The organism is Amycolatopsis acidiphila (assembly GCF_021391495.1).
Lineage (GTDB): Bacteria > Actinomycetota > Actinomycetes > Mycobacteriales > Pseudonocardiaceae > Amycolatopsis_E > Amycolatopsis_E acidiphila.
In genome coordinates, this window is sequence record NZ_CP090063.1 from 6,776,310 (window position 1) to 6,789,289 (window position 12,980).

Consider the following 12,980-nt stretch of genomic DNA (forward strand, 5'->3'; position numbering starts at 1 on the left):
TTCCGCACAGCCTGCGCGACAGCCTATCCCGTGACGCCGTCTGCCACCGCCGCCTTCGCGACCGCAGCGGCGACCTCGGGGGCGACCCGCGGGTCGAGCGGGCTCGGCACGATGCGGTCCGGGCCCAGGTCGTCCTGCGCGACGGCGACGATCGCGTCCGCCGCGGCGAGCTTCATGTTCTCCGTGATCGCCCGCGCACCCGCGTCCAGGGCACCGCGGAAGACACCCGGGAAGGCCAGCACGTTGTTGATCTGGTTCGGGAAGTCACTGCGCCCGGTCGCGACGATCGCCGCGTACTTCGCCGCGACGGCCGGGTGCACCTCCGGGTCCGGGTTGGACAGCGCGAACACGATCGACTCGTCGGCCATGCTGCCCAGCAGCGACTCGTCGATGGTCGAGCCGGACAGCCCGAGGAACACGTCGGCGCCCCGCAGCGCTTCGGCAAGGCCGCCGCGCAGCCCGGCCGCGTTCGTCGCCGCGGCGAGCTTCTCCTTGATCGGGTTCAGCCCGTCCCGCCCGGTGTGGATGATGCCCTTCGAGTCCAGCACCGTGACGTCGGCGACCCCGGCCTCCTGCAGGATCTTCGCGCACGCGACACCCGCCGCGCCGGCGCCGGAGATCACCACGCGCTGCTGCGCGATGTCCCGGCCGAGCACCAGGTTCGCCCCGCGCAGCGCGGCGAGCGTGACGATCGCCGTGCCGTGCTGGTCGTCGTGCATGACCGGGCAGTCCAGCGCCTCCTTGAGCTTGTCCTCCAGCTCGAAGCACCGCGGCGCGGCGACGTCCTCGAGGTTGACCGCGCCGAACGACGGGCGCAGCCGGACCAGCGTCTCGACGATCTCGTCGACGTCCGTGGTGTCGAGCACCAGCGGGATCGAGTCGAGCCCGCCGAACGTCTTGAACAGCACCGACTTGCCCTCCATGACCGGCAGCGACGCGCTCGCGCCGATGTCGCCGAGGCCCAGCACCGCGGTGCCGTCGCTGACCACGACGACCAGCCGGTCGGCCCAGGTGTAGCGCTGGGCGAGCGAGGCGTCCTCGGCGATGGCGCGGCTCACCTTGGCCACGCCCGGGGTGTAGGCGATCGACAGGTCGCGCAACCGCGAGATCGGCCGGGCCGCGGCGACGGACAGCTTGCCGCCCTCGTGGCCCGAGAAGATCTCGCCGTCCGTCACCGGCGACGTGTCGTTGTCCTGCATCGCGTTCCCTGTCGTCTGAGCTTGAGTCGTCGTCTGAGCTTGAGTCATTGTCGGAATCCCTCCCGGGACTGCGAGCGGGGGCGGCCACGGGCCATCCCCGATTCCCCAGTGTGAACTGGCTCCTGCTGCTCGGCAGCCCGGCGCGGTGGCGCCGCCTACCGGCCAGGCGTCCGGTTCGGCCGTCCCAGCCCTTGGTGAGGCGACGGCCGCGGACGCGGCGGTTCTCCCAGTCTGACAGGCCCACCCCGGGCAGTGGTGGGGAGGTGCGTTTCACATCACAAAAACGCTGGTCAACAGGGGTATAACAAGACGTCCGTCCGGCTTGGTACGGCATTCGCTACGGCCGGCCACTTCCCCACCACCGCCTCAACCGAAACGCTTCGCGTTGCCGCTACATTCGGGGCATGAAGGTTCGTGAGCTGGCCGTCCGGGACGCCTACGAGTTCACCCCGCAGCAGTTTCCCGACCATCGCGGCCTGTTCGTCGCGCCCTTCCAGGAAACGGCGCTGGTCGAGGCGGTCGGGCACCGGCTGCGGCTGGCCCAGACCAACCACAGCGTGTCCCGGCGCGGCACGATCCGCGGCGTGCACTTCGCCGACACCCCGCCCGGCCAGGCGAAGTACGTGTACTGCCCGAGCGGTGCGCTGCTGGACGTGATCGTCGACCTGCGCGTGGGCTCGCCCACGTTCGGCCGGTGGGACGCCGTACGGCTCGACTCGGTCGAGTTCCGCGCCGTCTACCTCGCCGAAGGCCTCGGGCACGCGTTCGTCGCGCTCGAGGAGAACACCGCGATGGCGTATCTGTGCTCCACCGGCTACAACCCGGGCGGCGAGCACGGCATCACCCCGCTCGACCCCGAGCTCGGCCTGCCGTGGCCGGCGGACCTGCCGCCCATCTTGTCCGAAAAGGACACTGCGGCGCCCACGCTGGCCCAGGCGCGCGAGGCAGGCCTCCTGCCCGGCTACGAGGCCTGCCAGGCGCACTACGCCACGCTCAGGGAATAACCAGGGGCCTTCCCGATACCGGCCGAGGGCAATCGACGAAAAGCTCGACGCCATGACGTTCCTCGCCCTCGCCACGGCCGGCCTGACCGCACTGACGCTCGCCCCGGCGCCGCCCGCCCAGTTCGACTTCAGCGACTGCCCGTCGCTGCCCGCCGCAGCCGACCCCGCCGAATGGCGGTGTGAAGTCCTTGTGTCACAGGCGAAAATCTCCTTCGGCCGGATCGGCGACCTGGACCTGGGCACGATGCGGCTCACGTTCGCCGAGGGCACGCTCGACGGCGAGTACGCACAGGCCTTCGGTGCCCTGCGCGACGAACCGACCCGCCTGCCCGGCCTTCCCGGCACCTCGGTCCGCCTGCGGTACGCGGGCTATTCGGACTTCCAGTCGAGCGATCAGCGCAAAGGCGCAATCGACCTGACCGCCGCAATCGAGGGCCCGCTGCTCCATCCCGGTTGTGCGAGCACGCCGATCCACTCCGTGCTGCAGGCCGACGGCCCCACGGAGGTCATCTCCACCGGCCCGCTCACGCTGAAGTTCAGCACGACGGACAACCAGCTCACCTTCCCCGCGACGACGGGATGCGGACCGCTGGGACCACTCCTCGACCATCGCCTCGGCCTGCCGTCGGCGGCCTCGTACGAGCAGACCAGCTACGTCCGACTCCGGTCCTACTGACCCTTCTTCCGGGTGACCCAGATGGTGATCGTCGCCGTCACCACGGGCTTCCCGTGCTTGTCGCTGACCGTGACCGGCACGGGGAGCTCGAACCCGGCGTCCCCGAACTCCGGGATCTCCGGCAGCTCCGCGACCGCCCGCAGGCTCGTCTCCGCCTTCGCCACGTACGCCACCGTCATGCCCTTCGGCAGCCAGCGGTGGGTGTCCGGCACGGTCGCCTCGGCGAGCATGCCCATGGCGATCTCGGCGAGATTGCACGCCGCGATCGCGTGAAAGGTCCCGATGTGGTTGCGCACACCCCACCATTTCGGCGCGGTCACCGCGCAGTGCCCGGGCCGCAGCTCGCGCACGGCCGGCAGCACCGTCCGGAAATAGGGCGCACGCAGCGAAACCGCGGCCGAGAACAGTCGCTTCCCGCCGGGCAGCCCGGCGAGCTTCGACCACATCGCGAGGGTCTGGGTCATCAGCACTCCTTTATTACTGGCCAGTAGCAAAGCAGAGGGGTTGCTATGTTCGCAACCGTGGATCACGAGCTCTTCCTCCTCCGGCACGGCCAGACCGAGTGGTCGGTGAACGGCCGGCACACCGGACGCACGGATATCCCGCTCACCGCGGCCGGCGAGAACCAGGCCAGGGCCGCCGGGCTGACGCTGAGCAGCCTGCGCAAAGGCCCCGCGCTGGTGGTGAGCAGTCCGCGGCAGCGCGCGGTCCGCACCGCCGAACTGGCGGGCCTCGTCGTCAACGAGACCACCGAGGACCTCGCCGAGTGGGACTACGGCGAGTACGAGGGCGTCACGACAGCGGAGATCCGCGAGACGGTGCCGGACTGGACGGTGTGGCAGGGGCCGCTCCCGGGCGGGGAAACCGCCGCACAGGTCGCCGCCAGAGCCGATAGGCTCCTCGAACGGGTGCGCGCCGCACTCGCCGACGCCGAGGTCATCCTCGTCGGGCACGGGCACTTCAGCCGGGTCCTCGTGGCCCGCTGGCTGGGCCTGCCCGCCACCGCCGGAGTCCACTTCGGACTCGACCCGGCCGGGGTCTCGGTGCTGGGCGACGAGCGGGGCGAGCCCAAGATCGAGCACCTCAACATCCCGCCGTCGTAGAGAGGGTTCCCTTGGCCGACACCCGCATCCGCCGCGTCCGTGAGTCCGATGTGGACAGCCTCGTGCAGCTCGTGCACGACCTCGCCGCCTACGAGAAGGCGCCGGCGGAGTGCCGCCTGACCGCGGAGAAGCTGCGGGTCGCGCTGTTCGGCGACTCGCCCGCGGTGTTCGGTCACGTCGCCGAGGAGGACGGGCGGATCGTGGGCTTCGCGATCTGGTTCCTCAACTTCTCCACCTGGCGCGGCGTGCACGGGATCTACCTGGAGGACCTCTACGTCCGGCCGGAGCTGCGCGGCTCGGGTCTCGGGAAGGCCCTGCTGGCGACGCTGGCGAAGGAGTGCGTCGACCAGGGCTACCAGCGACTGGAGTGGTCGGTGCTCGACTGGAACCCGGCCACGGGCTTCTACAAGTCCCTGGGCGCGCTCCCGATGGATGAGTGGACCGTCTACCGCCTCACCGACACCGCCCTCGACAAACTGGCGAAAACCGTCTAGAGACCGGTTGCGGATCGCGGCTAGGGTCGTGGGAATGCCAGGGCCGACCGCAGGAAGCGCCGCACCCGTGGGCAGGGCCCGCACGCTCGCTCAGGTGTACCGGCACTTCGGCGAGGTCGACGCCGCCGGCACGTCGCCGCTGTACGAGCGCGTCGCCGTCGCCCTGAGTGAGTCCGACGAGGCGCTGCGCGCCATCGAGGGGGCGCCGGCGCGCAAGCGGCATCCCACGGTGATCCTCGCCGCGCTGCACGACCTCGCCCTCGCCGGACGCGCCCCGGCGCTCGCCGCGGCCTACGCCGCTGCGGACGGCGACGCTGCCGCTCGCGCGGCGGTCGACACGCTGCTGCGAATGACCGACTCGGTCGTGGCCGTCGCCGTGCGCCGGCCGCCGCGGGCCAACGAGACGGGACGCGGCGCGGTGCTGTACCCGGCCATTGCCGAGGCGGCGCGCCGGGTGGACGCGAACGCCGTCGGGCTGATCGACGTGGGCTGTTCGGCCGGGCTCAACCTCAATGTCGATCGCATCGGCATCACCTACGGCAACGGACAATCGCTGGGCGACCCGTCCTCTCCGGTGCAGCTGTCGTCTTCGATCGTGGGAGACCGGCCCGTCCCGACGCGGGCGATGCCCGAGGTGGTCGCCCGGGTCGGCATCGACCTCGATCCGGTCGACGTGACCGACGCGGACGATGCCCGGTGGTTGCGCGCCTGCCTGTGCCCGGATCAGCCGGAGCGGGTCGCGAGGCTCGAAGCGGAGATGGCGTTGGCGGTGACGGCCCCTCCGCTGCTGCTGCGAGGCGACGCCGTCGAGGTGCTGCCCGACGCCTTCGCCCGGGTGCCCCCGGACGCGCTGCCTGTCGTCACCACGACGTGGGCGCTGTCGCACCTCCCACTCGAGAGGCGCCTGCGCTTCCTGCACCGCCTCGACGAAGCGGCGCTCGGCCGGGCGGTGGCGTGGGTGTCAGCGGAGGGGGTCGGAGTCGCGCCGGCGATCCCGACACTCGGCGATCGCCGCGCCTCCGGCCACAGCACCATCGGCCTGGCGGTGTTCGACGGCCCGGTCCTGCGCGCCGAGGCCATCGGCCGCTGCTGGTCGCGGGGCCGGTTGCTGGCGTGGCTGGCGGACTCCTAGTGCCCCGTCCACGACCGCGAGGGCTAGTTCCGCTCCTTCTTCTCGCGCTCGGCGGCGCGGCCCTCCAGGCCGCCCCGCTCGGCAGCCTCCTCCTCGCTCTCCCCGGGCTGCTGCCCGAGCGCCCACGCCCGTGACGGCTGCCGGAACAGCAGCACCAGGATCAGCAGCCCGAGCAAGATGGTCGGCACCCCGGGCCCCGGCAGGCCGGACGGGCCGGCGAGGTACCAGCCCACGCCCGCGGTGAGCAGCGCCGTCACCACCCCCGGCGAGCGCGCCCAGGTGTGCCCCATCGCGAGCGCGGCGGCGCAGCCGAGCACGGCCAGCGCGAACACGACGTAGAACCCCGCCTCGGCGAGGACGTTGTTGCGGGGCGCGTCGGAGTTGCCGGAGGCGGCCGGCAGCACGATGCCGAACACCAGCAGACCCAGGCCCGGCAGCGCGGTCACGGCCCCGGCGAGCCGGACCTCGCGCGGCGCCGGAGCGATCTTGTCTGCGATCGACACGGGGAAAACGCCTTCCACCTGCGGTCGGTGACCTTGTGTGAACACCGTCGATCGTATGCCACCCGGTCGGCCGTTTTCGAACCGCGGCCACTCGGGTCAAGATCTGAGTGTCGTCGGCGAGCGGGCGGTCGGCCCGGGTGCACTTGTCACGACGAGCGGCGCTGTGTGAGCGATGGGAGGTCTGCCCGGCACTCGGATCTGTTCGGCGTGACTTGGCACTCCGCACCCCGCCGGTGCAGCGGCGGGTGACCTACCCTGCGGATGTGCGCGCGATCCTCGTCGTCAACCCTCAGGCCACCTCCACCACGGCTGGTGGCCGTGACGTGCTGGCTCACGCACTGGCGAGCCAGGTGAAGCTCGAGGTGGTCGAGACCGACTACCGCGGGCACGCCCTCGCCGTGGCGCGGGGCGCGGCGCGGGAGGGCATCGACCTGGTCGTCGCGCACGGCGGCGACGGCACCGTCAACGAGGTCGTGAACGGCCTGCTCGAGGACGGTCCCGGCGATCTGCCGGCGCTCGGGGTCGTCCCCGGCGGCTCGGCGAACGTGTTCGCGCGTGCCCTGGGCATCTCTCGCGATCCGATGGAGGCCACCCACCAGCTGCTGCGCGCCATCGAAGGCGGGCAGAGCCGGTCGGTGGGGCTGGGCAGGGCCGGCGACCGCTGGTTCACCTTCAACGCGGGCCTCGGCTGGGACGCCGACGTGGTCGCGGCCGTTGCCGACCGGCGGGGCAAGCAGACGAACGCCCTGCTCTACATGCGCTCCGCGGTCACCTGCTACTTCCGCCCGCCCCGCGGGAAGGAGCCGCTGACGCTGCACGTGCCCGGCGAGAAGCCGGTCGAGGTGCGCACCGCGTTCGTCTCGAACACCGATCCCTGGAGCTACCTCGGCCCGCGCCCGGTGCACCTGAACACCGGCACGTCGTTCGACACCGGGCTGGGCCTGTTCGCGCTGCGCGGTCTCGGGCTGCCGACCGTCTACCGGCACGTGCGGCAGGCGCTGCGGGCGGAGGCGAAACAACGAGGCAGGCGGCTGGTGCGGTACGACGACCTGCCGAGCCTGCGGGTGGACGCGCCGCACCCGGTAAACTTCCAGGTGGATGGAGATCCCGTGGGCCAGCGGACGCGGGTCGAGTTCACCAGCGTCCCACATGCGCTGACCGTGCTGGTCGGCGGGTGAGCGCACGGAGGGGCTCGAAAAGTGATCGTGCGCGGCAAAGTGCAAGTTGCCGTTCATCGACGCCAACGCCCCGCTCACCGCACGGTCCTTCCCCCGGGAAGGACGTTTCGGAGAGAAACCGCAGGTCAGCGGCGTCGCCCGACCAGGTGAGCTGACTCACCGATCTCCAGAAAACCCTTGTCGAAAGCGGTGCTTCGTGAAAGCATTCACAAGCACCCAAAAACACGACCGCCATGACGACTGTGGCGCAATTACACTGCGCCCATTAGAAGGAGCTCACAGACATGGACTGGCGCCACGACGCGGCCTGCCGAGACGAGGACCCGGAGCTGTTCTTCCCGGTGGGAAACAGCGGTCCCGCTCTGCTTCAGGTCGCCGAGGCGAAGGCCGTATGCCACCGCTGCACCGTCGCTTCCGACTGCCTGGCCTGGGCTTTGGCCAGCGGGCAGGACGCCGGCGTGTGGGGCGGTATGAGCGAGGACGAGCGTCGCGCCCTCAAGCGCCGCCGCGCTCACATTGGCACGCGTAGCAACGCCTGAACCAAACGATACGGCGAGGCTTCGCGGACCCCTGCACCGGGTCCCGCAGGAAGCCCGCACCGGACTCTCGAGTCCACCACCGAACGTCTTAAGGGCCGGTACCAGCTATTTAGGTACCGGCCCTTTGACGTGTCCGGGGTTCGGTGCTTGGTAGGGGGTCACTCGAACTCGCCGTTCTGCGTGCCCCCGCCGCCGTCGACGCTGCCCGCTGCCCGGCCCGGCCACCGCGCCCGTGCAGCCCGCGTGGACCTACAGCCGGCGGCTCAGGGGGATGCGCAGGGCGGCCTCGGTGCCGCGCGTCTCGCCCTCGCGCAGGCCGCGGAGCGAGAGCGAACCGCGCAGCTCGGACTCGATGAGCGTCCGCACGATCTGCAGGCCCAGCCCGTCCGCCCGCTCCAGCGAAAAGCCCGACGGCAGCCCGCGCCCGTTGTCGCGGATCAGCACGTCCAGCCACCGCGCCGAGCGGGACACCGCGATCTCCACCTTGCCCGGCCGTCCGTCCGGGAAAGCGTGCTCCACCGCGTTCTGCACCAGCTCCGCCAGCACCATCACCAGCGGCGTCGCGATCTCGGCCACCACCACGCCGAACGACCCGGTGCGCTTGATGCTCACCCGCGACTCGGCCGTGGCGACCTCGCCGACCATCGGCAGCACCTTGTCCAGCAGCTGATCCAGGTCGACCCGCTCGTCGACCGACACCGACAGCGCCTCGTGCACCATCGCGATCGACGCGACCCGGCGCACCGACTCGGTCAGTGCCAGCCGCGCCTCCTCGCTCGCCGTGCGGCGGGACTGCAGGCGCAGCAACGCGGCCACGGTCTGCAGGTTGTTCTTCACGCGGTGGTGGATCTCGCGGATCGTCGCGTCCTTCGACAGGAGCGCCCTGTCGCGCCGCTTCACCTCGGTCACGTCCCGCACCAGCACCAGCGCCCCCGCGGGCCGGCCGTGCGGCCGCAGCGGCAGCGCGCGGAAGAGCACGACGGCCCCGCGACGCGAGTCCGCCTCCGTGCGGCTGCCCGGTTTGCCGTCCAGCGCGTCCAGGATCCGGTGCGCGACCTCGGTGGCGTCGAACGGGTCGCGGATCAGCGAGCGGGTCAGCGGGGCGAGCCTGGTGCCGACGAGATCGGCCTCGTGCCCCATCCGGTGGTACGCCGAGAGCCCGTTGGGGCTCGCGAACACGACGTTGCCGCCCGCGTCCAGCCTGATCAGGCCGTCGCCGACGCGAGGACTGGTGTGCACGTCGCTCTGCGAGTCGGGGCTGGGGAACGTCCCGTCCGCGATCATCTGGCACAGGTCACCCGCGCTGCCCAGGTACGCGACCTCCAGCGGGCTGGGCACCCGGGGCGCGGCCAGGTTCGTCTCGCGGCTGAGCACCGCGATGACGGTCCCGGCGAAGGTGACGGGCACCGCCTCCCGCCGCATCGGCAGGTCGCGGTACCAGTGCGGGTCCTCCTCGCGGCAGATGCGCACCTCGCGGATCGCGCGCGCCAGCTGCGGATGCTCCTCGACGGTGAACCGGGTGCCGACGACGTCCTCCGGATGCGCTGTCGGCGCGGTGGTCGGCCGGGCCTGCGCGACGCAGACGAAGTCACCGCCCTGCCCGGTCAGCTCCGGCGAGACGGGCACCCACAGCAGGAAGTCCGCGAACGACAGGTCCGCGAGCAGCTGCCATTCGGCCACCACTGCCTGCAGGTGGTCCGCGGCCTCACCGGACAGGCCGGTGTTCTCGGCGAGCAGGTCGGAAAGTGTGGACAAGGATCACTCCACTACGGCGAGCAGGTCGCCGGCAGCACGACCGTGTGACCGATGCAGGTCAGCGCCCTTTTTCGGGACGACCTGCAGCACCTTGGCGCCGATCTCCTCGGCCATCCCGGCGGTCCTTCCGGCGAACAGGGGTATCGCTGCCATACAACCAGAGCGGACCGGGTCGGCACAGGCCGGGCGGCGCCTGCCACACTGGAGGGAGCAAGCAATACCCGAGGAGCAGACATGTCGAAGCGTGCCCGTAAGCGTCGCGACCGGAAGAAGAACGGCGCGAACCACGGCAAGAAGCCCAACGCCTGAGCACAGGCGCGCGAAAGGCCCCGGCACCGGCCGGGGCCTTTCTCACGTTCTGTGGGGTCAGTCGCGCCGTTCGATGCTGACCTCGGTGCGCTCGACGGTCACTCCGCCGTGCACCTGCACCGTCTTGCGGATCGAGGCGCGCAGCTTCTGCTTCAGCTCCGCCGGCGCCAGGTCACCGCCGCACTTGCGGGCCAGCAGCTGCTTGAGCTGCTCGTCGATGCCGTACTCCTCGAGACACGGCGGGCAGTCGTCGATGTGCCGCCGCAGCTCCGCGTCCCGCTCCGGACTGCACTCGCGGTCCAGGAGCAGGTAGATCTCCGCCAGTGCCTCCTCGCAATGGACCTTGTCGTTGCCGGATTCGGACTCGAGCGGGTTCACTGCGCCACCTCCTGCTGAGCGCCCCGGATGAAGCCACGCTCGCGTGCGACGTCGGCCAGCAGGTTGCGCAGCTGAGCGCGGCCCCGGTGCAGCCGGGACATCACGGTGCCGATCGGAGTTTCCATGATCTCGGCGATTTCCTTGTAGGCGAATCCCTCGACGTCGGCAAGGTATACCGCCAGGCGGAACTCCTCCGGCAGCTGCTGCAGCGCCTGCTTGACGTCGCTGTCGGGCAGCCGGTCCATGGCCTCGACCTCGGCCGAGCGCAGCCCGCTCGAGGTGTGGCTCTCCGCCTGGGCGATCTGCCAGTCGGTGATCTCCTCGGTCGGCTGCTGCACCGGCTGCCGCTGGCGCTTGCGATAGCCGTTGATGTAGGTGTTGGTCAGGATGCGGTACATCCAGGCCTTGAGGTTCGTGCCCTCCTTGAAGGAAGCGAACGCACCGTACGCCTTGAGGTATGTCTCCTGCACCAGGTCCTCGGCGTCCGCCGGGTTGCGGGTCATCCGCATGGCAGCCGAGTACAGCTGGTCCAGCAGCGGCATCGCGTCCCGCTCGAAGCGCTCAGTGCGTTCGTCCGCCTGCTCCTGCTGGACAGCGTCGGACTCGGGTGTCGCGTCGTTCGGCGTGCTCGGCAAACCTTTCCCTTCCCCGTGCGCGTAGGACAGCTTCGAGGATACGCGGGCGGGTTTGGGCTGGCCGGGCACGGCGGGCTGACCGGGACGGGTGAAGTCCTGGATCCTGCCGCTGGGATGAGCAAGTTTCGTCATCACATTGGTGCTAACGAGATCACGGCGGGCGTCATTCCCCGATTCGTGAACGACCGCATAGGCTGCGACGACCATGGCAGGCAAGGGAACCCCGGCGACCGCGGTGCTGGCGAAACAGCAGGTCGCACACACGCTGCACACCTACGACCACGATCCGAAGCACGAGTCGTACGGGCTGGAGGCGGCCGAGGCGCTGGGCGTCGAGCCGGCCCGGGTGTTCAAGACCCTCGTCGCGGACGTCGACGGCAAGCTCACCGTCGGCGTGGTGCCGGTGACCGGTCAGCTCGACCTCAAGGCGCTGGCCGCCGCGGTCGGCGGGAAGCGGGCGAAGCTGGCCGAACCCGCCGCCGCGCAACGGGCCACCGGGTACGTGCTGGGCGGGATCTCCCCGATCGGGCAGCGCAGCCGGCTGCCGGTCGTGATCGACTCGTCGGCCGAGGCGTTCGGCACCGTGTTCTGCTCCGGTGGCCGCCGGGGGCTGGAGCTGGAGCTGGCGCCCGCGGACCTCATCCGCCTGACGAACGCGACGGTCGCGGCCATCGCCGGTTAAAGGTGCGGCCGCAGCACCCTGGTCAGCCACTCCGAGGTGGTCCGGGACAGCGCGTCGAGGTCCTTGTCCAGCGCGTGCGCGCCGGGGATGACCATGACCTCGTGGTGCGGGCCGGGCTTCGGGCGGCCGAACGGGTCGGTCTCGCCCTGGATCACCAGCGTCGGCACCTCGACGGCGTCCAGCTCGGCCTGTCGTGACTTCTCCGGCTTGCCCGGCGGGTGCTCGGGGAACGCCAGGCACAGCACCGCGGCGGCCTGCCCCTCGGCCGCGGTCCGGCAGGCGACGCGGGCGCCCGAGGACCGGCCGCCGAACACCTGCGGGAGCCCGTCGAACCGCTCGCCGAGTTCCTCCGCGACGGCCAGCCAGGCGGTGTCGAGCTGCTTCGCGGGCGCCGGGGCGCGACGGCCGGCGACCCGGTAGGGCTGCTCGATCAAGGCCACGTCCACGCCGACGGCCTGCGCCGCCCGCGTCGCCACCACCAGGTCCTTCGCCTCGATCCCGCCGCCGGCACCGTGCCCGAGCAGCAGCACCGCCGCGCCCTCCTCGGCGCAGTGCAGCTCCGCGCGTGCGGGCCCGTGCGGGGTCGGGATCTCGATCCGGGTCATTTCGGTAGTTCGAACAGGGCGCTGTCGAGGTCGGACTGGCCGGCCTCCACCCGGTCGAGCAGTTCGGGGCCGTTGTTGCGGACGTTGTTGACGCGCTCGGAGATCGGCCGCAGCTCGAGGGTGTCCACCAGGTCGCGCGGCGGGGTGAGCAGCTCGCCGACCTCGTCGCGGTCGGGGTCGAGCCAGGTCCCCCACTTGTCCTTCGTCATCAGCAGCGGCATCCGGTCGTGGATGTCGGTCAGCCTGCCGATCGCGCCGGTGGTGATGATCGAGAACGTGATCAGCGGACCGGCGTCGGGATCCTTCTTGTCACGCCAGCTCTCCCAGATGCCGGCGAACGCGAGGTCCTCGCCGGTCATGAAGAACGGCTCCTTCTTCCCGTCGGTCTTGCGCCACTCGTACCAGCCGTCGGCGGGCACCAGGCAGCGGCGCTTCGCGAGCGCCTTCTTGAACGCCGGCTTCTCGGTGGCCGTCTCCGCGCGGGTGTTGATCATGCGGTTGCCCACCGACGGGTCCTTCGCCCAGAACGGCACCAGCCCCCAGCGCATCACCCGCAGGCTGCGCACGGCGGGCTCCTCGTCGAGCACGAGCCCGTCGGCGTCACGGGGGTGGCGCTGCACGACGGTGACCACGTTCTTGGTGGGCGCGACGTTGTAGTCGGCGTCGCGGGCCTGCCCGTCCGTCTCGTCCACCGCGTCGAACTCACTCACCAGAGCCGCGGGATTCTTCGTCGCGGCATAGCGGCCACACATCTGGCCCACTCCTTCACGCCGGTACTGAAGCATCCA

17 protein-coding genes are annotated in these 12,980 nt (G+C 71.0%); 9 read left to right on the forward strand and 8 right to left on the reverse strand.

Annotated features, from left to right (window positions below; genetic code table 11):
- Positions 1 to 23: 23 nt before the first annotated feature.
- Entirely contained in the window at positions 24 to 1,199 is a 1,176-nt protein-coding gene (locus tag LWP59_RS33100) for an NAD(P)-dependent malic enzyme (protein WP_144643061.1), read from the reverse strand.
- Between the two features lie 404 nt (positions 1,200 to 1,603).
- Here LWP59_RS33100 and LWP59_RS33105 point away from each other — a divergent pair, with 404 nt between their 5' ends.
- Positions 1,604 to 2,203 carry a dTDP-4-dehydrorhamnose 3,5-epimerase family protein gene (locus LWP59_RS33105; protein ID WP_144643060.1) on the forward strand — a complete coding sequence of 200 codons (600 nt, stop codon included), beginning with the start codon at positions 1,604 to 1,606 and terminating at the stop codon, positions 2,201 to 2,203.
- Between the two features lie 52 nt (positions 2,204 to 2,255).
- Complete coding sequence (locus tag LWP59_RS33110; protein WP_144643059.1) at positions 2,256 to 2,879, forward strand: hypothetical protein; 624 nt, start codon at positions 2,256 to 2,258, stop codon at positions 2,877 to 2,879.
- Here the strand turns inward: LWP59_RS33110 and LWP59_RS33115 are convergent.
- On the reverse strand, positions 2,873 to 3,343 hold the full coding sequence (locus tag LWP59_RS33115; protein WP_144643058.1) for a hotdog fold domain-containing protein: 471 nt from the start codon (positions 3,341 to 3,343) through the stop codon (positions 2,873 to 2,875). The two genes, LWP59_RS33110 and LWP59_RS33115, sit on opposite strands and share 7 nt — an antisense overlap.
- Before the next feature lie 57 nt (positions 3,344 to 3,400).
- On the opposite strand from LWP59_RS33115, the gene LWP59_RS33120 reads away from it, so the two are divergent.
- The 3 genes from LWP59_RS33120 to LWP59_RS33130 are packed head-to-tail and all read left to right on the forward strand — an operon-like array spanning position 3,401 to position 5,608.
- Positions 3,401 to 3,982: an acid phosphatase gene (locus LWP59_RS33120; RefSeq protein WP_144643057.1), complete on the forward strand. Its 582-nt coding sequence runs from the start codon at positions 3,401 to 3,403 to the stop codon at positions 3,980 to 3,982.
- 11 nt (positions 3,983 to 3,993) lie between these two features.
- On the forward strand, positions 3,994 to 4,476 hold the full coding sequence (locus LWP59_RS33125; protein ID WP_144643056.1) for a GNAT family N-acetyltransferase: 483 nt from the start codon (positions 3,994 to 3,996) through the stop codon (positions 4,474 to 4,476).
- 34 nt (positions 4,477 to 4,510) lie between these two features.
- Positions 4,511 to 5,608 (forward strand): DUF2332 domain-containing protein, encoded by a 1,098-nt coding sequence (locus tag LWP59_RS33130; RefSeq protein ID WP_144643055.1) that lies wholly within the window; start codon positions 4,511 to 4,513, stop codon positions 5,606 to 5,608.
- A gap of 23 nt (positions 5,609 to 5,631) precedes the next feature.
- Here LWP59_RS33130 and LWP59_RS33135 read toward each other — a convergent pair whose 3' ends face one another.
- A complete protein-coding gene (locus tag LWP59_RS33135; protein WP_144643054.1) occupies positions 5,632 to 6,111 on the reverse strand; it encodes a hypothetical protein in 480 nt (159 codons plus the stop codon).
- Between the two features lie 263 nt (positions 6,112 to 6,374).
- Here LWP59_RS33135 and LWP59_RS33140 point away from each other — a divergent pair, with 263 nt between their 5' ends.
- On the forward strand, positions 6,375 to 7,289 hold the full coding sequence (locus tag LWP59_RS33140; protein WP_144643071.1) for a diacylglycerol/lipid kinase family protein: 915 nt from the start codon (positions 6,375 to 6,377) through the stop codon (positions 7,287 to 7,289).
- Between the two features lie 284 nt (positions 7,290 to 7,573).
- The gene (locus tag LWP59_RS33145) at positions 7,574 to 7,828 is read left to right on the forward strand and encodes a WhiB family transcriptional regulator (RefSeq protein ID WP_091513803.1); all 255 of its coding nucleotides are present in this window, start codon (positions 7,574 to 7,576) and stop codon (positions 7,826 to 7,828) included.
- 249 nt (positions 7,829 to 8,077) lie between these two features.
- On the opposite strand, the gene LWP59_RS33150 is transcribed toward LWP59_RS33145, so the two are convergent.
- The gene (locus LWP59_RS33150) at positions 8,078 to 9,583 is read right to left on the reverse strand and encodes a sensor histidine kinase (RefSeq protein ID WP_144643053.1); all 1,506 of its coding nucleotides are present in this window, start codon (positions 9,581 to 9,583) and stop codon (positions 8,078 to 8,080) included.
- Between the two features lie 234 nt (positions 9,584 to 9,817).
- Between LWP59_RS33150 and LWP59_RS41260 the strand changes: the two genes are divergently transcribed.
- The gene (locus LWP59_RS41260; protein WP_098515123.1) at positions 9,818 to 9,892 is read left to right on the forward strand and encodes a 50S ribosomal protein bL37; all 75 of its coding nucleotides are present in this window, start codon (positions 9,818 to 9,820) and stop codon (positions 9,890 to 9,892) included.
- Positions 9,893 to 9,949: 57 nt separating this feature from the next.
- Here the strand turns inward: LWP59_RS41260 and rsrA are convergent, their stop codons facing one another.
- Positions 9,950 to 10,270: a mycothiol system anti-sigma-R factor gene (rsrA, locus tag LWP59_RS33155; protein ID WP_144643051.1), complete on the reverse strand. Its 321-nt coding sequence runs from the start codon at positions 10,268 to 10,270 to the stop codon at positions 9,950 to 9,952.
- The gene (locus LWP59_RS33160) at positions 10,267 to 10,905 is read right to left on the reverse strand and encodes a sigma-70 family RNA polymerase sigma factor (RefSeq protein ID WP_186383448.1); all 639 of its coding nucleotides are present in this window, start codon (positions 10,903 to 10,905) and stop codon (positions 10,267 to 10,269) included. The genes rsrA and LWP59_RS33160 overlap by 4 nt, the downstream gene beginning before the upstream one ends.
- Before the next feature lie 205 nt (positions 10,906 to 11,110).
- On the opposite strand from LWP59_RS33160, the gene ybaK reads away from it, so the two are divergent.
- Positions 11,111 to 11,587: a Cys-tRNA(Pro) deacylase gene (gene ybaK / locus LWP59_RS33165; RefSeq protein WP_144643050.1), complete on the forward strand. Its 477-nt coding sequence runs from the start codon at positions 11,111 to 11,113 to the stop codon at positions 11,585 to 11,587.
- Here the strand turns inward: ybaK and LWP59_RS33170 are convergent.
- Positions 11,584 to 12,192: an alpha/beta hydrolase family protein gene (locus tag LWP59_RS33170; RefSeq protein WP_144643049.1), complete on the reverse strand. Its 609-nt coding sequence runs from the start codon at positions 12,190 to 12,192 to the stop codon at positions 11,584 to 11,586. The genes ybaK and LWP59_RS33170 overlap by 4 nt on opposite strands.
- A complete protein-coding gene (locus tag LWP59_RS33175) occupies positions 12,189 to 12,944 on the reverse strand; it encodes an SOS response-associated peptidase (RefSeq protein WP_144643048.1) in 756 nt (251 codons plus the stop codon). The genes LWP59_RS33170 and LWP59_RS33175 overlap by 4 nt, the downstream gene beginning before the upstream one ends.
- Between the last annotated feature and the right edge of the window lie 36 nt (positions 12,945 to 12,980).